The organism is Shewanella gaetbuli, assembly GCF_023284065.1.
Taxonomy (GTDB): domain Bacteria; phylum Pseudomonadota; class Gammaproteobacteria; order Enterobacterales; family Shewanellaceae; genus Shewanella; species Shewanella gaetbuli.
This window is the reverse complement of sequence record NZ_JAKIKP010000001.1, coordinates 447,545-467,001: the sequence shown is the minus strand read 5'-3', so window position 1 is coordinate 467,001 and position 19,457 is coordinate 447,545. Positions and strand designations below refer to the sequence as shown.

At 41.0% G+C, this 19,457-nt stretch carries 19 protein-coding genes; 2 read left to right on the top strand and 17 right to left on the bottom strand.

The features are described from left to right. Positions 1-230: 230 nt before the first annotated feature. The 10 genes from nqrM to L2672_RS02005 form a co-directional block, all read right to left on the bottom strand. Positions 231-452 carry a (Na+)-NQR maturation NqrM gene (gene nqrM, locus L2672_RS02050; protein WP_248994160.1) on the bottom strand — a complete coding sequence of 74 codons (222 nt, stop codon included), beginning with the start codon at positions 450-452 and terminating at the stop codon, positions 231-233. Between the two features lie 25 nt (positions 453-477). Further along, positions 478-1,488 (bottom strand): FAD:protein FMN transferase, encoded by a 1,011-nt coding sequence (locus L2672_RS02045; RefSeq protein WP_248994159.1) that lies wholly within the window; start codon positions 1,486-1,488, stop codon positions 478-480. Between the two features lie 92 nt (positions 1,489-1,580). After that, a complete protein-coding gene (nqrF, locus tag L2672_RS02040) occupies positions 1,581-2,828 on the bottom strand; it encodes an NADH:ubiquinone reductase (Na(+)-transporting) subunit F (RefSeq protein WP_248994158.1) in 1,248 nt (415 codons plus the stop codon). A gap of 47 nt (positions 2,829-2,875) precedes the next feature. Further along, a complete protein-coding gene (gene nqrE, locus L2672_RS02035) occupies positions 2,876-3,484 on the bottom strand; it encodes an NADH:ubiquinone reductase (Na(+)-transporting) subunit E (RefSeq protein ID WP_248994157.1) in 609 nt (202 codons plus the stop codon). Positions 3,485-3,489: 5 nt separating this feature from the next. Then, complete coding sequence (locus tag L2672_RS02030) at positions 3,490-4,122, bottom strand: NADH:ubiquinone reductase (Na(+)-transporting) subunit D (protein ID WP_248994156.1); 633 nt, start codon at positions 4,120-4,122, stop codon at positions 3,490-3,492. Beyond that, positions 4,122-4,916, bottom strand: coding sequence for a Na(+)-translocating NADH-quinone reductase subunit C (locus tag L2672_RS02025; protein ID WP_248994155.1), 795 nt, complete (start codon positions 4,914-4,916; stop codon positions 4,122-4,124). The genes L2672_RS02030 and L2672_RS02025 overlap by 1 nt, the downstream gene beginning before the upstream one ends. Beyond that, positions 4,909-6,108, bottom strand: a complete 1,200-nt coding sequence (locus tag L2672_RS02020) for an NADH:ubiquinone reductase (Na(+)-transporting) subunit B (RefSeq protein ID WP_248994154.1) — start codon at positions 6,106-6,108, stop codon at positions 4,909-4,911. Before L2672_RS02020 ends, L2672_RS02025 begins: the two co-directional genes overlap by 8 nt. After that, positions 6,108-7,445 carry a Na(+)-translocating NADH-quinone reductase subunit A gene (locus tag L2672_RS02015; RefSeq protein ID WP_248994153.1) on the bottom strand — a complete coding sequence of 446 codons (1,338 nt, stop codon included), beginning with the start codon at positions 7,443-7,445 and terminating at the stop codon, positions 6,108-6,110. Before L2672_RS02015 ends, L2672_RS02020 begins: the two co-directional genes overlap by 1 nt. 447 nt (positions 7,446-7,892) lie before the next feature. After that, complete coding sequence (locus tag L2672_RS02010; protein WP_248994152.1) at positions 7,893-9,965, bottom strand: porin family protein; 2,073 nt, start codon at positions 9,963-9,965, stop codon at positions 7,893-7,895. A 207-nt stretch (positions 9,966-10,172) separates the two neighbouring features. Then, the gene (locus L2672_RS02005) at positions 10,173-10,511 is read right to left on the bottom strand and encodes a P-II family nitrogen regulator (protein ID WP_248994151.1); all 339 of its coding nucleotides are present in this window, start codon (positions 10,509-10,511) and stop codon (positions 10,173-10,175) included. Positions 10,512-10,699: 188 nt separating this feature from the next. On the opposite strand from L2672_RS02005, the gene L2672_RS02000 reads away from it, so the two are divergent. Further along, entirely contained in the window at positions 10,700-11,236 is a 537-nt protein-coding gene (locus L2672_RS02000) for a GspH/FimT family pseudopilin (RefSeq protein WP_248994150.1), read from the top strand. A 120-nt stretch (positions 11,237-11,356) separates the two neighbouring features. Then, positions 11,357-11,854, top strand: a complete 498-nt coding sequence (locus L2672_RS01995) for a GspH/FimT family pseudopilin (RefSeq protein WP_248994149.1) — start codon at positions 11,357-11,359, stop codon at positions 11,852-11,854. 103 nt (positions 11,855-11,957) lie between these two features. Here L2672_RS01995 and L2672_RS01990 read toward each other — a convergent pair whose 3' ends face one another. From L2672_RS01990 to ispH, 7 genes are all read right to left on the bottom strand, one after another. After that, on the bottom strand, positions 11,958-12,257 hold the full coding sequence (locus L2672_RS01990) for a TapY2 family type IVa secretion system protein (RefSeq protein ID WP_248994148.1): 300 nt from the start codon (positions 12,255-12,257) through the stop codon (positions 11,958-11,960). Next, complete coding sequence (locus L2672_RS01985) at positions 12,254-12,646, bottom strand: type IV pilin protein (RefSeq protein WP_248994147.1); 393 nt, start codon at positions 12,644-12,646, stop codon at positions 12,254-12,256. Before L2672_RS01985 ends, L2672_RS01990 begins: the two co-directional genes overlap by 4 nt. A 2-nt stretch (positions 12,647-12,648) precedes the next feature. Beyond that, positions 12,649-16,230 carry a pilus assembly protein gene (locus tag L2672_RS01980; RefSeq protein WP_248994146.1) on the bottom strand — a complete coding sequence of 1,194 codons (3,582 nt, stop codon included), beginning with the start codon at positions 16,228-16,230 and terminating at the stop codon, positions 12,649-12,651. A gap of 4 nt (positions 16,231-16,234) precedes the next feature. After that, positions 16,235-16,669, bottom strand: a complete 435-nt coding sequence (locus tag L2672_RS01975; protein WP_248994145.1) for a pilus assembly PilX family protein — start codon at positions 16,667-16,669, stop codon at positions 16,235-16,237. A gap of 10 nt (positions 16,670-16,679) precedes the next feature. Continuing rightward, the gene (locus L2672_RS01970; RefSeq protein WP_248994144.1) at positions 16,680-17,666 is read right to left on the bottom strand and encodes a PilW family protein; all 987 of its coding nucleotides are present in this window, start codon (positions 17,664-17,666) and stop codon (positions 16,680-16,682) included. Beyond that, positions 17,667-18,206 (bottom strand): type IV pilus modification protein PilV, encoded by a 540-nt coding sequence (pilV, locus tag L2672_RS01965; protein ID WP_248994143.1) that lies wholly within the window; start codon positions 18,204-18,206, stop codon positions 17,667-17,669. A 319-nt stretch (positions 18,207-18,525) separates the two neighbouring features. Next, a complete protein-coding gene (gene ispH, locus L2672_RS01960) occupies positions 18,526-19,455 on the bottom strand; it encodes a 4-hydroxy-3-methylbut-2-enyl diphosphate reductase (protein WP_248994303.1) in 930 nt (309 codons plus the stop codon). Positions 19,456-19,457 lie beyond the last annotated feature (2 nt).

Here is a 19,457-nt window from a genome sequence, read left to right as displayed (position 1 = left end):
GAAAATAATCAACACGATAATGATCGTTTAGAATAATTTACTTTTAAACCAGTAATACGATAGGAATGCATATAGGTAATGGCCAACAGCTTACCTAAGCTTTAAACGACTTGCCAGTGGCTTAGATAAAATTTAGCACTAAATCTAGTTTAAGATAAAAATAGCCTGCTATATTGCAGGCTATTTAAAAACTACGAGCGTTTAGAGAACAAACGCGTTATAGCTAAAGGTTATATGATACGGTTTTGTTCCAACTTCTGACGGCGTTCTTCTTCTGCCATACGACGTTTTCTTTTATCGCACGGGTCGTCGCAGTCACAGGCTTTTTCAATTCCTAAAACCCCTAAACCACCACAGCTACCTTCTACGGCTTTTTTCTTCACAATGTAGCCAATAGACATTAATAGAAAGAAGACTAACAACACCACAAAAGCTGCAAAAAATGTACTCATTCTAGACTCCCAATCAATGGCTCAATCAGTTTAAATATTGTTTAAAGGTATCACTATAAAAGACCTGATAACCCTGTTGTTGTTTTTCAATTAACATAACAGCCAGGTTATGTTTGTTGGCGAATTCAAGCGAGGCTTGCGTGCCTAGCACCATCATTGCTGTCGCTAAACCATCAGCTGTCATCGAACTTTTATGTAAAACTGTCGCAGAAGCTAAATTATGCTTAATGGGATAACCGCTTCTTGGGTCAATTAAATGAGAAAATCGCTCGCCATTTTCTTCATAATAAATACGGTAATCGCCCGAGGTTGCTAAGGCCATTGTATCAAGTTCGATGACCTGTTGCACTTGCTGGCCGTCCTCTGTCGGTTTTTCTACTGCGACTCTCCATGGAGTGCCGTCATGTTTCAAACCTTTAGTACTGATTTCACCACCAATTTCTACCAAGTAGCCCTCAACATCATACTTATCTAATAATGCAGCGACTTTATCAACACCAAACCCTTTGGCAATCGATGAAAGGTCAACATAGAGCTCAGCATTGTGTTTAATCAATCGATTACCTTCAATAGTTAACTCGTTGATTCCGGTTTTGGCTTTTGCCACTAATATGTCAGCGTCAGATGGGATCTTAGTCGGCCTTTTATCCGGCCCAAACCCCCATAAATTAACAAGAGGCCCTAGGGTTATGTCTAATGCACCACCGGTCATATCAAATAAGCGCATGCCCTCTTTTACGACATAAATCGTATCGGCGGAAACTTCTGTACCTTGTCTAATTTGTAATTGGTTAAACTGTGATAATTCAGAGTTAGCACGATAAGTCGACATTTGATTATTAACGATCTCCAATGCCATATCGATTTCTGTTTGTAACAAATTCGCTTGTGGCAATGTAGGACTATTGACCACAGTAATATGATATGTCGTGCCCATCGTTTTGCCCGCTAATTGAATCGTAGGTTCGGGTTGTGAACACGCGACTAAGACAAAGGCGGCAACAACGAATACTAATGAATTTACAAATTTAGACATATTTCTCTATTTCACAAAACAAAAATTGCAGTAGCAAAGGCTTACTGCAATAAAAAACTAAGGTGCCAATTGGCACCTTAGTTATTCAGATATTAACCACCGAAGTCATCTAATAAGATGTTTTCATCTTCAACGCCTAAATCTTTTAACATACCAATTACCGCTGCGTTCATCATTGGAGGTCCACACATGTAGAACTCACAATCTTCTGGTGCTTCATGGTCACGTAAATAGTTTTCATATAATACGTTATGAATAAAGCCGGTATAACCGTCCCAGTTATCCTCTGGTTGAGGGTCTGATAAAGCTACATGCCATTGGAAGTTATCATTAGCTGCCGCTAAACCGTCAAAATCTTCTACATAGAACATTTCACGCTTAGAACGTGCACCATACCAGAAGCTCATTTTACGCTTAGAGTTTAAACGCTTAAGCTGGTCAAAGATATGAGAACGCATAGGCGCCATACCTGCACCACCACCAATGAATACCATTTCAGCGTCTGTGTCTTTAGCGAAGAACTCACCAAATGGACCAGAAATAGTCACTTTATCGCCCGCTTTTAAGCTCCAGATGTAAGATGACATTTTACCACACGGTAAGCTCAAGTTACGAGGAGGAGGCGTAGCAATACGCACGTTTAGCATGATGATACCAAACTCTTCAGGGTAGTTAGCCATCGAGTATGCACGAATGGTTTCTTCATCAACTTTAGATTCTAAATTAAAGAAACCAAAGTGTTCCCAATCGCCTCGGTACTGTTCAGGTACATCAAAGTCTGCATATTTTACATGATGCGCAGGTGCTTCAATCTGGATATAACCACCCGCACGGAATGGTACAGACTCACCATCAGGAATTTGTAGCTTAAGCTCTTTAATGAAGGTCGCTTTGTTATCATTTGAGATAACTTCACATTCCCACTTTTTGATACCAAAGATTTCTTCGTCTAACTCAATTTCCATGTCACTTTTTACGTTGACTTGGCAAGATAAACGACAACCTTGGCGAGCTTCACCTTTGCTGATGTGGTCAAGTTCAGTCGGTAAAATATCTCCGCCGCCTGATTTAACATGTACGCGACACTGACCACATGAGCCACCGCCACCACATGCACTTGATACGAAGATACCATTATCAGCTAAAGCACCCAGCAGTTTACCACCGGCACCTGTTTTAATTGCTTTTTCTGCATCACCATTAATACCAATAGTGATATCACCACTTGCAACCAGTTTAGATTTAGCGAAAAGAATCACTAAAACTAACACTAGTACAATCGCGGTAAACATACTCACACCTAGATAAACATCTATTGGAGTAGATTCAAGAATACCCATTCACTTATTCCTTAAAGGTTCAAATTAATGCTTCGTTTTCGTGTTTCTTACAAAGAAACACCTGAAAACGACATGAAACCTAGAGCCATAAGACCAGCTGTAACAAAGGTAATACCTAAGCCACGTAAGCCATTTGGCACATCAGAATACTTCATTTTCTCACGGATACCCGCTAACAATACAATTGCTAACGCCCAACCGATACCAGAGCCAATACCAAACACCACGCTCTCGCTTAGTGTGTAGTCACGCTCTACCATAAACGACACTGCACCAAAAATTGCACAGTTAACCGTAATTAATGGTAAGAAAATACCAAGTGCATTGTACAAAGGCGGGAAGTACTTATCTAAAGTCATTTCCAAAATTTGTACTAATGCTGCAATCACACCAATGAAGGTAATGAATTTCAAAAAGCTCAAGTCAGCTTCAGGAATACCTGCCCAAGCTAATGCGCCCGGTGCTAATAAACCTTGATAGATGATTTGGTTTGCAGGCACAGAAATGGCCAAAACCACAATAACTGCAACACCTAAGCCCATTGACGTTGTTACTTTCTTAGAGACAGCCAAAAAGGTACACATGCCTAAGAAGAAGGCTAACGCCATATTCTCAATGAATATCGAACGTATTAATAAACTAATGTAATGTTCCATTGCGCTTACCCTTTTGCTTCTACTTGATCTGGCTTATAGGTACGGATCACCCAGATTAAACCACCAATTAAGAAGAACGCACTTGGTGGAAGAAGTAATAAACCGTTTGGCTGATACCAACCGCCATCTGAGACTTTGCTGAGGATTTCGATACCAAATAATGAGCCATTACCTAGTAGCTCACGGAAGAAACCAACGGATAATAAAATCGCACCGTAGCCTAAACCGTTACCAATACCGTCCATAAAGCTCATCATTGGAGGCGTTTTCATTGCATAAGCTTCTGCTCGACCCATTACAATACAGTTAGTAATAATCAGACCAACGAAAACAGACAACTGCTTTGCAATATCATAAGCGTATGCTTGTAATACTTGGTCAACCACAATTACTAATGACGCAATAATAGTCATTTGAACAATAATACGCACACTACTAGGAATGTGATTACGCAATAACGAAATAAATAAGTTAGAAAACGCAGTCACAACAGTCAGTGCTAATGTCATTACAATGGCTGTTTCCATTTTAGCGGTTACAGCTAGTGCACTACATACACCCAAAATTTGTAACGCAATTGGGTTGTTGTTGATGATAGGCCCAGTTAGAACCTGTTTCAGTTCTTTAGCATTTGCCATTAGCTCAGTCCTCCATTGCGTGCTTTTTCAATAAAGCGTGCAAAACCTTCTTCACCTAACCAGAAAGTTAATGAGTGTTGAACACCATTACTTGTTAATGTTGCGCCAGACAAAGCATCTACACCATGAACAGATTCAGCAATTGCCGGTACTTTAGTCACTTGAATGGCTAACTCACCATTGTCATCATAAAGTTTTTTACCTTGCCATTTTGCAATCCATTGTGGGTTTTGTACTTCACCACCTAGGCCTGGAGTTTCACCAGAACCGGTAAAGTCATAGTAAACTAAACTTTTAATGGTGTTCATATCAGCTTCAACAGCCAAGAATGCAAACATTGTTGACCACAGGCCATAACCTTTAACGGGAATAATTACCGTCTGAAGTTCAGCGTTATCATCTTTAACTAAATAGATAACACCAGTATTTGCTACACGCTTAACAGAGGCGATATCATTTTTAGGTTTGAATGAAGTTTCAGGTGTACGCGCTGCTTTTTCGACATCAAATGTGTCAGCATCGCCTTCAACAAAATCACCGGTTTTTAAGTCAACTAAACGCGCTTCTACATACTTATTGTAAGTATCTAGAATCGTTTTCTTGTCAACTTTTGCCGATTTAGTATCAACTAAACCCGCCGCTTCTAGAATATACTTTTGCTTATCTAACAACTTATTTTGTTGTTGAGTTGGCTTCAATAATACTGCTGCGGTAGAAACAAACATTGAGCAAACAAAGCAAAGAGCAATCACGACAAATAGCGTTTTGCCAAACGAATCTTTATTACTAGCCACGTGCGATCCTCCGCTTGATATTTGCCTGAACAACAAAGTGGTCAAATAATGGTGCGAACAAGTTAGCAAATAAAATTGCTAGCATCATACCTTCTGGGAATGCAGGGTTAATCACACGAATAAACACCACCATTGCACCAATTAAGATACCGTAAGCCCATTTAGCTGAGTTAGTAAATGACGCCGACACTGGGTCTGTTGCCATAAACATCATACCGAATGCAAACCCACCTAGAACTAAGTGCCAGTGCCAAGGCATGTCAAACATTGGGTTAGTATCACTGCCAATAACATTAAGTAATGTTGCTACAGCCGCCATACCAATCATCACACCGCCGACAATACGCCATGAAGCGATGCGAGTATAAATGATGACCAAACCACCTAATAAAATAGCGAAGGTAGAGACTTCACCCACAGAACCAGGGATAAAGCCCATAAAGGCATCAATCCAAGTGGCGTTGTTGGCGTAATCAAAAGTACCTTGAGCCGCTTGACTTAGCGCTGTTGCCCCCGAGAAGCCATCAGCAACAACCCATGTTGTGTCGCCTGACATGCTTAAAGGATAAGCAAAGAACAAGAAAGCACGACCGGCAAGTGCAGGGTTTAAGAAGTTACGCCCCGTACCACCAAAGATTTCTTTTGCAACAACAACACCGAATGTAATCCCTAAGGCTACCATCCATAATGGAATAGTGGCAGGCAGTGTTAACGCGAATAGTACTGAGGTAACGAAAAAGCCTTCGTTAACTTCATGACCACGTACAGAGGCAAATAATACTTCCCAGAAACCACCTACAGCAAAAGTAACTGCGTAGATAGGTAAGAAGAAACATGCGCCATACCACATCAATGAAGCGATACCCGAGTCAGCCGTTAGTTGAGCCCCAAATAACTCAAATAATCCAACTTGCCATACATCTGGAGTACCAAAGCCAGCTGCTAATGCAACTTGTGCTTGAAGTCCAACATTGTACATACCAAAAAACATTGCAGGGAATGTACACGCCCAAACCGTAATCATCATACGTTTTAGGTCAATGTTATCGCGAACATGGGTGGTGCCCTTGTTCACTTTACCAGGGGTATAAAAAACAGTGGCGACAGCTTCATAAAGAGCATACCACTTTTCGTATTTACCGCCTTTTTCAAATTGCGGTTCAATACGCTCTAGAAAATCTTTCAAGCTCATTAGCCTTCCCTCTCGATCGTATCAAGACAGTCACGTAGATATGAACCATAGTCATACTTGCCTGGGCATACGAAAGTACATAATGCTAAATCTTCTTCATCCAGCTCTAACGCACCGAGTGCAACTGCACCATCGTAGTCACCTGACACTAGGTCACGTAATAACATTGTTGGAAGAATATCTAACGGCATTACACGCTCATAATTTCCAATAGGAACCATAGCGCGATCAGAGCCACCGGTGCTCGTGGTCATGCTAAATAAACGTGAAGGGCTTAAATGTCCTAAGAACGCACGAGTTATTGAGAACTTGTTTGCACCTGGCATTGCCCAGCCAAATAGTTCTTTCTCATAACCTTCTTCAAGCACACTAACTTGGCCATGATAACGGCCTAAATAAGCATGTGGGCCTTCAGCCAAACGGCCATTTAATACTGAGCCTGAGATAATACGTACTTTACCGCCTTCAACAACTTCATTCGCCATTAGCTCTGTTATGCTAGCGCCGACTTGAGTACGAACTAAGCGAGGTTGTTTAGCTTTAGGTCCAGCAATAGCAATAACACGCTCGGTATTTAACACACCTTGAGTGAATAATTGACCAAATGCGATAACATCTTGGTAGCCAATATGCCATACACTGCGAGCAGTGGAAGCGGGTAATAAATTGTGAATGTGCGTGCCAACTAAACCAGCAGGATGCTTTCCTGCAAACTCAGTGACTTGCGCTGTTGCTGATGGAATATCTGCACCAGGCGCTTTACATAAATAAACCGTTCCTTCAGTTAAACGTGCAAGCACTTTTAAACCGTTAGCAAAGTCTTCTTTATGTTCACCAATCACGACAGCCGGATCAGCAGCTAGAGGTTGTGTATCAATAGCGGTAACAAAAATACCCGGCGTTGTAGCATCAACGGCTGGCACTTTGCTAAATGGGCGCGTACGCAATGCCGTCCATAAACCTGAGTCAATCAGATTATTACGAACAACTTGCGGGTCTAACGAGTCTAAGGCTGCAGCATCATACTTTTCAAAGGTAACACTTTCATCACCCTCAATTTCAATAACAACAGACTGAAGTACACGTTTTGCACCTCGGTTGATTTCTAAAATAGTACCACTGGCTAAAGCCGTATATTTAACGCCAAGATTCTTTTTATCTTCAAAAAGAACCTGACCTTTTTGTACCTTATCGCCCACTTTGATCTTCATCGTTGGACGTAAGCCAATATACTCTTCACCCAAAGTAGCTACGTGTCTAATGGCTGGGCCATTATGGATAACTTGCTCTGGTCCGCCTGCTATAGGCAGTTCCAATCCTTTCTTAATTGTAATCATATCCACAAGCACTACGTTTGAAGGAAAGACAATGCGCCACGTTCCGCTTCAAAAACAATGAATTAACAAATAAAATGTTTTTGAGCTAGCGCAGATTTAACACGAAAATGCGATCGTAATCACGCTGGTCGCGCGCATTTTACCCCAAATATGAGACTATCGCCACGAAAATTATAGGTGATTTCAAACCAATGCACTGATTTAGGTGCCCAAAATGATGCAAGGACAAAAATAGTACAAAATCAACACAAAACCTGTAATTTTCGTTCGTGCCGCAATGAATATAACACTAATTTATAAAGAAATATTTTCAAACGTTGCTTTTTTATTCTATTAGAATAAACAAATAAAGCCCACGCTAATCTGCTATGGGCTTTAAGATTTTTCAAACAATGTTCAACCATTTGCTAACAAACAACATTTAGGGTTAAAAATATCGTCCAAATGTTAGAAATGGCCTTGATAGCCAAAGTACGTGCGCATTTCACCCTGTGAGAGATTCCCCGTCTGATAGTGCTTGGCAACAAGTTGTTCATCGGTCAAATTTTCTATTCTTACATAGACTTGATGCGCTGGCGTAATTTGATACTGAGCGGCTAAATCCACTTTCCATTGACTTTCTATACCGTAATTTCCTGGCGTTAATGGGCTGCCTGTTTCAGATTGATAAACACCATTCACCGCAACATGAAAACTATTCATCTCAAAACCAATATTGGCATAAATTTGTTGCTCAGGAACCCAAGGTAATTGCTGTCCGTCAACATAACACCCAACAACTAAATCACAATGATTCTGACCAAACTCGGCTTTAGTGTAGTTATACTCCAGTCCAATAGGCATTGAGAATGAATCAAATTGCAGGTCATAATTAAATGTAACATCAGCACCTTGAACTGACACATCTTTAATATTGACTTGAATAGTCTCATCAACTGCACTACAAGCAACGCCCCAGCGACAAGTCACGTGTTGATTATCAAAATCATGCATATAGGCCGACGCACCCAATGTCATAGCACTATTGGTATAGCTAAACGCTAATTGGTACTGTAAAGCTTCCTGATCAAGCTGTTGAGCATTACCCGCTGATGCGGCGGTCCATGCTTGTTTAGCACTTAAAGCAAACAACCATGATGCATTAGCGTAAGCAATTTCGAGTTCAGGTAACCAACCGTCATTTGAAAAGTCAGCAGCGTTAAGTAAATCAGCATCTTCGCCTAACTCTCGCGAAACACTCACCTTTTCATAACCTAAACCCACCCCTATCGACCATGCATTATAATTAAGCTTAGTGTTAACAGCGGTTGTAAACACGTCGGCATCATCGCGGTAGGTCCCTACAGCATATTCAGTGTCGGTCTTTACTAACGCTAAGTTTTCACCTAAAAGATATTCGGCTCCATCCACACGCATTTCAGCCTTATCAGAATGGTATCTAGCTTGATAAGTCACTTCATGCGCGCCATACATGGTCACGCCCTTACTTTGTACGCCAAAACCTGCAAAATCATTATCGGGTAATGCTGCAGAGGTCAATATACCAGCTGAAGAAGGTGCTTTCTCAAATGCAGATAATGCGGTCAATAATTGTCTATTGATAAATTCATCACCAATAAACAAAGTATTGTGGGCTTGTTGAGCATAACTTTGATAATAAAAGTCAGTAAACACACTTGATTGACCGTTTACTTTTACTTGATGAGCCAATGCATATCGCTGGCGTTTACCTTGCTCATTATCTAGCTGAGTTGCACTATAACGACCTTCAGGGTTTACGGCATAATCAGCATCTGTGGTTCCCACATGGCTATTATCAAGCGTGGTGTCGGTATAATGGTAACTGAACTCTGTTTTTTGAGGGCGTCTAGCACCCGCTAAGCTATTGGCATCGACTTTAAATAACACATCTAACTTGTCATGCTTATTATCCAATGATGAATTTAACCCTGCCTCGGTTTCATGCTTTTGATAGTCCACACCCAACAACAGACCAAAATCTTTGGTGGTGCCGCTAACTAAAAGTCCACCAATGGGTGAACCGTCTTGATCAGTTTCTAGATTAATAACTGCATCGGTATCACGTGGGCTGATTTGTGCTGAGGTGTAATTAACTGCCCCAAATGCACCTTGACCACCGTCGGTCACACTAGAGTATTTTCGAACAGTTAAACTGTCGTGGAAAAAGACATTAGGTAATGCAGTCAGGTTTTGGCCAGAATAAGGGGCGGCAGAATAAAAAATGTTGTCCTGCATAACGGCAACACCATTTAAAGCCCCTCTAATGGATATTGGGTTATCGGCATGAGGAACATCAGGATGAACAGTAACACCTGCTTGCGCTAAAGCATTATCGGTGTCTCGGTAATGAAACATCGCAATGTTTTGTTGTTTTAAATCGATAACTGAATGTTTATCTGTAAAAGCGTCATTGGTCGTTGTGGCATAACTGGAAGCGCTTCCAAGCATAATCGCCACCGCAGAGGCAACTAACGAGATGCTAAAACTGCGTTTAGACATATTAATCTCCGTATTCTGTCTACCTGAAATAGTTGATACCTAACATAAAACATCAAGTATCTTTACAGTATACAATAGCGCTTCCATCGCCATAAAAACAGCCTCTGATACATTTTTTTAACAACTGATTTTTTGGGCACAACAATAAGACAAAGTGAAGTGCCCAGAGGTCAATCAAACATCAATGTTGTTTGGTTGTTTTATTACTTATACAGCTTCTTCGTTTTCTTCACCGGTACGAATACGTATTACACGCTCGATTTCAGTAACAAATATTTTTCCATCACCAATTTTGCCGGTTCTGGCAGTATCCACAATCACATCAATGGCTTGTTCTAACTGTTCATCTTGAATCACTAATTCGATTTTTACCTTAGGTAAAAAATCCACCATATATTCTGCGCCACGATACAATTCTGTGTGACCTTTTTGACGGCCGAATCCTTTAACTTCAGAAACAGTCATACCTGTAATACCGATTTCAGCAAGAGATTCACGCACATCATCTAATTTAAACGGTTTAATAACAGCTTCGACTTTCTTCATTAATCACTCCTAAGATGATGTTAGATTTAAAATTAACCTAGATTAGTAACTTATTATCTTACTTGAAAAGATATAAACTTTCTGCCGCAATTTTGAATATTTTTTGAGTGCTTTTGCAACACCGTTCATATTGCAATACAACCTTTTGCCGCAGGATGCGGTTTTGTCACGTTCAAGGATAGAATATTATGATTCATTACACCCGCCCTATTGTTTTTCATGCCGGATTTAACCTTATTGAGTTAATGGCCATTGTTGCCATTACTAGCATTTTAGCCACTATTGCCGTGCCATCTTTTAAAGCGGTTCAATTACAAATAAGAGCTAGTAGTAATATTAGCGCTATTCAACAAGCTCTTTATTTAGCAAGAAATATGGCAATTAATTATGGTACTAGAGTCACAGTTTGCCCTCTCGAGCACCGCAACTGTGGCCGAAATTGGCAAGCGGGGTTCTCAATATTTACCGACTCAGGACAAACAAACTTTCTAGATAGTCAAGACAGAGTCTTGAAGGTAATCAATGCCTTTAACACTAATGACATAGTCCAATATAACCGTAAAGCAATTAGGTTTCAGCCAGACGGTTTAGCATCAGGCACCAATGGGACGTTTACATATTGCCCTGAAAAATTTGATAGTCCCTATTCTAAAGCGGTGATCATTAACCAAGCCGGTAGAGTAAGATTATCGAAAAAACGCAAGATTATTTGTGCCAATAAATAACCTTCGCCCAGTGAATTCAGAACTTTTAATGCACTAAATATATTATTGATTGGGCTTTATATACTGAAATCTAGATCATTCTAACTTATACTAAATTAACTCGTTATTAGGATGATCATCATGTTAAAAAATCGAAAAGGCTTCACCCTTGTGGAGATTATGGTCACAATTACTGTCGCATCCATTTTATTAGTTATCGGTGTTCCGTCATTAGTGTCAATTTATGAGGGTGTTAGGGCGAATAGTAATGTTGATAAAATTCACAATATCGTCACTTTCTCTCGTAGCCAAGCCATTAGTTATGGCTCAACCGTCAACATATGCCCCTATGGAACAGCCACTTCTTGCGGTACAGATTGGGGAAAGGGCATTAGAGTTTATTTAAATAGCAACGATGTATTACGCGTTATTGACAGTTTTAATAGCAGCGACAAAGTTACAGGTCCGGCAAAAATTAGTGGTAATGCAAACGGCGCACATATTACCTTTTCACCAGAAGGCTTATCTTCTGGAGGCGATATAATATATTGCCCGGATGGAAAAACCGCACAGTCTAAAAGTGTCAGCATCACATCGAGTGGCAAGGTCTCTTACGGTGACGATGGCAAGGCTTGCTAACCTGTAAATTTTCAACGCTAGCATTTATCACCCCATTCAATAAAGCCCTGCATTGCAGGGCTTTATTGAATGGGGCTTATCCTAAATTAAATAGTGTAACTCGCTATCTTAATGTTCGTTTATCTCTGGCTTTGGCTTTATCGCTAGTAAACTCTTCACTTAACAGCACACATTCCTCAACCTCTTTAAGGAAATACTTCTTGCCTTTATGATCGGTTAATTGCTTACCCACTAAGCGAGCGGCTCTCAATTCAGCATCTTGTTCCTGCCAACTGAAAAACAACACTTGGTCACCCTTAGTGCTATGTATATAACACTTATAATCGTGTTTAGCGGCAACGACAGGCATCGCCATACTAAGTAAACCCAGTCCACATAAAACGCTACTAATATATTTTATCATTTCCAACACTCCGCTGATGGTCCCTTAACACCCGCTGATGTTAATGTAATGGTGCCACAGGTTGAATCGCGAGAGGCCTGAGAGCCTTCAGCTTTCGCTGTTATAGTAAAAGCACTCGTTCCAGCAGAAGTTACACTATAATGACCATGCTCAGTTAAAAATGGCTTATCGAGACCTAGCTTTGAAGTGTCTTCTGCATACACGCGATTGTCAAAATAATACTGCTCTTGCAAGTTAGCCACTCTCATCACTGCTGCAACACCTTCAGAGCGAGCACTTTTGGTGACAAAGTCGATGTAAGATGGATAAGCAATTGAGGCCAAAATTCCCACAATGGCGACTGTTATCATCAACTCTATTAATGTAAAACCTTGCTGCTGTTGTTTCATGGTTAATTATTCTCATTTTGATGGTAGTAAATTTTATTGGTGCTGAGGCCACTGCCTAACTCAACGGTTCCTTTACATTGGCCGTTTTCACACTCACCTTTACCTACCCCAATAATATACGCTGTAGAGTCTTTTCCTTCTTCCGGCTCAGGAATAACAATCTGCGGCGTATCAGGTACTCTTTCACCTATTTCATAATACAGCTCACTGAAACTTCGAGTGCCTTTATGCAGACCAAATTTATACAAACGACCTTGACCAGAGAAGCCACATACACCAGCGTCTAAATCAATATTTTCATTGGTCGGCGGAATAAACGACGTAAAGTATACATGACCATCAAAAATGAGTGGTGCTGAAAGACTTTTCTCACCAGGCATATTTAACGAATAATACCAACCACGCTTGCTACCAAATGAAACATTATCGCTGTCGGTATCTGGAGCCGCTGACGTGACGTCATAAAGATCATCCAAAGTCAGCGCTGACGGAGTGGTGTCTGCAAACTGCTGAGTGACCACATTTCTGTCTTGGAATACATAAAACATATCCTGAGTGACTTTATCAGATGCAGGTTTAGTTCTGTTACCGGTTCCGACTGTCACGGCATCATAAGGGATGCTTTGATAGCTTAACTCGCCACTTGAATCACTATGGATATTATTGAACTGAGTTTGGGCTACCGCTGGCTCAGCAAAAAACATTCTATTATTTGGCGAAGTTCCGCTACTGATAGAAGCAAACTTGAAAATAGACCATTTACTTTTATCATCTGACGCTAAATCCATACGCCAAACATTGCCGCCTATATCGGTGGCATAAATACGATCTGTTTCACCATTATTATTACTGTCTAATACCGCAACTTTACTGACCACACTGCTCATATCAGCAGCAGTAAACTTCTTAATAAACGCGCCGGTATCTGCATTAACAATATATACCGCTTCACCTGTGCCATCTGAAGAAGCCATTCCGCCGCCAATAATTAATACCGGCCCTTCTACTCCAGGAATAAAGGTTACAACAGGCTCAGACCAGGTTTGTCCAAGTTCTTCAAGCCCCACGGTATTAGTGTCAATTTTCCATTTATATTTAGGGTTATCTGGGTCGGTAATATCAAGGGCATAATACGACATTCCTCCCCGTCTCATGCCTAAATAAACCCATGCTTTATCGACCTTACCACTGGAGTCTGTCTCTGTATAAGCAATAGGTGACAAATCCATGCCATAAACACTATGTTTACCGGTTGATAAGTTTTCTCGTAACGTGGGCACATTCGAAAGTAATTCTGCGGGGATAAATGCCCAAGATTCTTCAACTGAGCCCACAGTGTAATCTTGGCTTCCGGCATCAGAATCTTTAAACATATGTACTAACCCTTGGTTAGTTCCTACTAAAATTCTGACATCTAAACTAGAAGATGAGGGGCCAAAATTAATCGCCAATGGTTTAGAGTGTAATGGGTCGCCCATAATATCGAGTCTGGCGTCTGTATTACTGCCATCGCCATTGTCGTCATCAACATCAACACCATAAAGCCAGTCTAAATTTTGCCTAACCGTTAACGACTGAAGAAGAGTTGTAGGGCTTCCTAGCAATGAATACATTGAAGCGGATGAAACATCTTCAATATTCACTAAACTACTACTATTGTTGGTTAATATTTTGCGATTTTTAAGCGCAGTTCTTAACGCTGGCAGTACACCGCCTGAAGTCACTTTATTACCATCAACACTGGCTCCTGAACAAGCATTCCAGTAGGTACACACATCAGCCGCGATATTACCATTGGCATCAATCGCTTTAATTGTACCACCCGGAGCCACAATTGAACCTGACGAAGTCACCTTTAACTTTTTAAGGTTACCACTCCAACGGGGACCATTACCGGGTAAAAACATCGCGAAATAAGCTGAATTATAGGTTTGAGTTTTATCAAAGTTATTACTAGCAATACTGGGAGAGGTGAATGAAGAGTCAACCGCTAATATCGATTTTAGCGCATCATCCATAGCCTCAACGAGGTCTAAGCCATTTTTAGCAACATAATATCCTTCTGAAACATTAGTCGCTTGATCTCTTGGGTTTCCGCCCCTAAATGCGGCTTCCTCTAGTAATTCTGCAGCGGCATCTGCACCATCAGAAAAACCAATCGTAAACAAGCGAACATTCTGTTTGTTATCAATTCCTCCAGAATCGGTATTACCGACAACTAAATCATTGTTGTACATATAAGAGGCTAAAGCGGGTAAATAACTGGTTTGGGTATCTCCGTTGCCATTGGTAAATTCAAATGCGCTATAATCACCCGAGGCTTTAGCACTTGCCGTTAATGCTTTAATCTCATCATCTGCCGCACTATCTAATGTGGGCGCCCCATCTGTAATATAGATAACATAAGCCGTATCTGGGCATTTTTTAAACGGTGTGGTGTAATTACCAGAACTCAAAATACTCGGGGGTGAATTAGGTTCATAGCCGTCAATTTTATCATTACCTTTAGCGTTTGCATCTTTATTACCAAAGGTGACAGCCCCACCACTGAAGTACTGATGAGCTTCAAATAATGTCTCGCATAGTGGGGTATTAGTTTGAGCAGGCATATTTTTGATTAATGAGACCAAATTATTTTGATTGGTCGCTGTCATTTCGGCAATATCGAATACAATCCGCCCGCCATCAATTTCATTTTCGTTAGGGTAATTTAAATTGAATATGGCTACCCCCGCATCAATAGGAATACTTAAGTTTGTTAAGGCGGTTTCTAAAGCCGATTTGGCAACCTCTAAACGGGTCCCAGTTCCCCCGCTTTCTTGGCCTTCTTCGGTAGTGGTCACCCACTGATACCACACTAAATAATGAGCCGTATACAATGTTACTGGCGAGCCAGAACCAAACTCAGTGTCTTTCAGACTAAATTTTTGGTCAACCTCAGCTGATCCCGCTGTGTACATTTTCTTATCGTCTATCGGATAACCGTCAGCAAAATCAACGGTGCTGCCACCTTGCTTTTTTTGCCCTGGGTTTTTAGGATCATTTTCGATTATATCTTGATGACAATCAACAATTTGACCTGTATTAAACCCTTCGTTATCGGCCAAAGGGTACCATTTACCTGTTTGTCCACTGCCTTTAAATTCACGTAGGTATCCAGTATAACGGCCACGTGTTTTTAAGGCCTCAGCGGCTTTATTACAGTTATTATTATCTGCATAAAAACGACGCGAATCTTTCGGTACATCCGGTACTGGCATACTACTGGAGTTATCAATGCCCCCCGCATTCCAATAGATGCCTTTTTCGTTAATATAGCCTGAGTAGCCCGCTAAATAATCGGCAAAACCATCGGCATATTCACACAATTCTGCGCTCAAATCTTCAGCGGAGCAGTATGAACTTACGGCATTCTGGTCTTCTGTTGACATACTGCCCGAGTTATCAAAAATAAATAACACTTGGGGACGTTTGCCTGTTCGCGTATCAGAGTCAATCAAATACAGCTCGGTATCATCAGCAATACTGGTGGCAGATATCACTGCCAAGGCGACCATTGTGCTACAAAATAGTTTCTTAAACATAATCTTAATTCCCTGTTAGCACTTGCTGCTCAATACCAGAAGCAACCGTTAATGTACCTAGGCTGTCACGTCCAAAAGCCACGGTACTCGTTACCTCGACTCTACGACAGCTGACTAAATCTGCACCGGTAGCATTCGATGTTCTTTGGCAACCCACATCGCGCACACTGGTCTCTGGCAAAGGGGTTATCACTTGTACGCCACCAAAATTACTCTCTGTTTTTTTCGCGGAAAGGTTAGCAAACAAAGCGCCAGAGTTATTTAAAATAACTTGAGCCAATCCACCATCAGCGACCGCCTTTGCATCTAACCTTTCAGCTCCTGCACTTGCCATTCTTAACGATTGAGTAGAGTTAACCGCTAATGCCACACCGATTACCGTCATAATAACCAACACGATAAGCGCGAAAAAAAGCACTATTCCTTTTTGTTTTTTCATATTCAGCTACCTAGCTTCTAATCAACACTGGGTTTTCCAGCATAATCGTCGTCGACATGACTTTGCGTCTAAAGTTGTCTTTAGGGGCTAAAATGGTTTTATCGCCCAATTCATACTGCGTTTCATTTGTATAAGTTCGATCTGCTTGTATTGTTCTCACTAAAAGAAACACTTTCACAGCAACTAAGCGCTGGAATAATTCATTATCCCACATCAATGTTGTCACCTCTGATGCAGGCACATAACGGTCAGGGGTACTATCACCGTCATTGTCGAAACCATACAATATGCGCATATTTTCAATGCCTTCGACTAACTGCTCTTCGTTTTTCATACCATTAGTAACGCTTAAGACTCGACGCCTTAACACCGGAATGTCACCGTCATTACGGATGTAGTAGATATGATGTTGGTATTCCCAAAAACGTCCATTTTCAAGTGTTGGAGTACTCTGGTTACCGGTGAAAAAAATGGCTTCATTTGCCGTTGTGGCTACATAATGGCGAGAGGCATTTGTTGGTGTCGTTGTGGGTGGACCAATTAAACGTTTGATTTGAAGAACATCGGTTCCATCAACAACATCAGTTAAACAGCTGAAGGGAACAGAGCCTGAAGCCCCTTGTTCATAACCCCAGAGGCGACGAAAATGAGACGGCTCATTCTGAGGCAAGGTTGCGTTATTAACCCCGTCGCCAACACAATCATTTGGCACTGCTGCGGATAATACTTGCGTGTTATTACCCACAATAAAATCGGTGCCGGTAATGTCACCCATAAACCCTAATTGACTGATATCTCGTTCCATAATGGCTAATGCTATTCGGCCATTTTCTTGTAGTTGGTTAAACTGGCTTGTGGTTGTAACGTTCGATGAAGACATACTGAACATGGTGAAAACGCCCGCAGTTAAAAATAGCCCTATTAGCATAGCGACCATTAACTCAACCAGAGACATCCCTGATTGATAGCGATGTAGGCTTTTGTCTATATTGTTCATCTAAATAATCACCGTCTGAATAGAGTAAACACGTCGTCGATCATTAGAGGTTCCACACCCCGCAAAGAGGGTAGAGTCAGACAGTGAATTAATCCCCTGCCAGCTAATAACAACGGTGACATCATTACCATTAACTAAAATACACGCTGTTGGAGAGTCTAATCCACCGACATTTTTTGAATTAACTACCTCAGCTTCACCAGTAAATGCTGCACGCCATTCATATAAGTCCCATGCTGCCATTTCAGCAGGAGAACATGTCGCCGTTCCGTTACATGATGTCCCTGGCACAGTAGGAGTACCACTATATATTGAACCAACACTGCCACTTGTACCGTAGGCATTTAACTGGCTGGCATTCAACCTCATCCTATTGATGATATCGTTTGCATAATAAGACGCTTGCGTTTGCTGAAATGAATCAAAGCTGCCTTTCTTGGCAACAATATGTAAATTAAAAATGCCAATAAGCCCTATCACTAATATCACCAGTGCGACCATCACTTCGATTAAAGAAAATCCATCCTCTTTAGCTGACATGTGTCAAATCTCCAGAAAATGTCATTTTATTGACTGTGTGACTGAGTGTTTTCATGTTTAAAATCCATTACTTATAGTCGTATTAAACCCAACAATATTAGCCTACATAACCACAACATTCCAGCACCATAGCAACGCCACGATCAACATAAGCGTAAACATTTTAAAACTTGGCTAACTAATAACTATACTCCGATTAACTTTTAAGCACAAAAAAACCCACCGATAAAAGTGGGTTTTAGTTCATGGCAATGACGGTATGATTTAATTGTGATTTAAAATTATTAAATTTTTATCCTGAAAATAAAGCCGTTATGAATTATCTTAATTCTGCTGGTACCGCAAAAACAATATCTTCTTCACGGCCTTCAACTTCGGTTATTACACTGGGAGCATGTTTTGCAATGGCATTTACAACCTGTTGAACCAATACTTCTGGAGCTGAAGCTCCAGCTGTTACTGCTACTTTTTTAACCCCATCGAACCATACCGGCTCAACATCGGCAGCAGTATCAACTAAATATGCTTGGGTACCTGTTTTTTCAGCAAGTTCACGTAAGCGATTTGAGTTTGAGCTATTTTTAGAACCAACAACAATCAATAATTCCACTTGCTGAGATAAGTTTCGCACCGCGTCTTGACGATTTTGAGTGGCATAACAAATATCATCTTTACGTGGCCCCTCAATTGAAGGGAAACGCTGCTGAAGCGCTGCAATGATGTCCATAGTATCGTCAACTGACAAGGTTGTTTGAGTCACAAAGCACAAATTATCAGCATCTTTTACCGACAATTTTTCGACATCTTCTGGAGACTCAATTAAATAAACCCCACCTTCAGCATTATCGTATTGGCCCATCGTCCCTTCAACTTCGGGATGGCCAGCATGACCAATCAGAATACATTCAACCCCTTTACGACTTGCACGAGTCACCTGTAAATGCACTTTAGTGACTAGCGGACAGGTAGCATCAAACACTTTTAATCCACGGGCTTTAGCTTCTTTACGTACTGCCTGTGAAACACCATGCGCGCTGAAGATCACTATAGAGTTATCAGGTACTTGATCAAGCTCTTCAACAAATATTGCCCCGCGATCTTTTAAATTTTGCACCACGTAGCGATTGTGTACCACTTCATGTCTTACATAAATTGGCGGCTCAAATAACTCTAACGCCCGCTCAACAATGCTAATGGCACGATCTACACCGGCACAAAAACCTCGAGGGTTAGCTAATAAAATGCTCAGTT

What these genes read in the sequence shown, in the direction of transcription:
- L2672_RS02045 (WP_248994159.1), bottom strand. Translation starts at nt 1,488, where the DNA reads ATGTCTAAATTTGTAAATTCATTAGTATTCGTTGTTGCCGCCTTTGTC.
- L2672_RS01980 (WP_248994146.1), bottom strand. Translation starts at nt 16,230, where the DNA reads ATGTTTAAGAAACTATTTTGTAGCACAATGGTCGCCTTGGCAGTGATA.
- L2672_RS02000 (WP_248994150.1), top strand. Translation starts at nt 10,700, where the DNA reads ATGATTCATTACACCCGCCCTATTGTTTTTCATGCCGGATTTAACCTT.
- L2672_RS01985 (WP_248994147.1), bottom strand. Translation starts at nt 12,646, where the DNA reads ATGAAACAACAGCAGCAAGGTTTTACATTAATAGAGTTGATGATAACA.
- L2672_RS01995 (WP_248994149.1), top strand. Translation starts at nt 11,357, where the DNA reads ATGTTAAAAAATCGAAAAGGCTTCACCCTTGTGGAGATTATGGTCACA.
- L2672_RS02015 (WP_248994153.1), bottom strand. Translation starts at nt 7,445, where the DNA reads ATGATTACAATTAAGAAAGGATTGGAACTGCCTATAGCAGGCGGACCA.
- L2672_RS02020 (WP_248994154.1), bottom strand. Translation starts at nt 6,108, where the DNA reads ATGAGCTTGAAAGATTTTCTAGAGCGTATTGAACCGCAATTTGAAAAA.
- nqrE (WP_248994157.1), bottom strand. Translation starts at nt 3,484, where the DNA reads ATGGAACATTACATTAGTTTATTAATACGTTCGATATTCATTGAGAAT.
- L2672_RS01990 (WP_248994148.1), bottom strand. Translation starts at nt 12,257, where the DNA reads ATGATAAAATATATTAGTAGCGTTTTATGTGGACTGGGTTTACTTAGT.
- L2672_RS01970 (WP_248994144.1), bottom strand. Translation starts at nt 17,666, where the DNA reads ATGAACAATATAGACAAAAGCCTACATCGCTATCAATCAGGGATGTCT.
- nqrM (WP_248994160.1), bottom strand. Translation starts at nt 452, where the DNA reads ATGAGTACATTTTTTGCAGCTTTTGTGGTGTTGTTAGTCTTCTTTCTA.
- nqrF (WP_248994158.1), bottom strand. Translation starts at nt 2,828, where the DNA reads ATGGGTATTCTTGAATCTACTCCAATAGATGTTTATCTAGGTGTGAGT.
- L2672_RS02005 (WP_248994151.1), bottom strand. Translation starts at nt 10,511, where the DNA reads ATGAAGAAAGTCGAAGCTGTTATTAAACCGTTTAAATTAGATGATGTG.
- pilV (WP_248994143.1), bottom strand. Translation starts at nt 18,206, where the DNA reads ATGTCAGCTAAAGAGGATGGATTTTCTTTAATCGAAGTGATGGTCGCA.
- L2672_RS02030 (WP_248994156.1), bottom strand. Translation starts at nt 4,122, where the DNA reads ATGGCAAATGCTAAAGAACTGAAACAGGTTCTAACTGGGCCTATCATC.
- L2672_RS02010 (WP_248994152.1), bottom strand. Translation starts at nt 9,965, where the DNA reads ATGTCTAAACGCAGTTTTAGCATCTCGTTAGTTGCCTCTGCGGTGGCG.
- L2672_RS01975 (WP_248994145.1), bottom strand. Translation starts at nt 16,669, where the DNA reads ATGAAAAAACAAAAAGGAATAGTGCTTTTTTTCGCGCTTATCGTGTTG.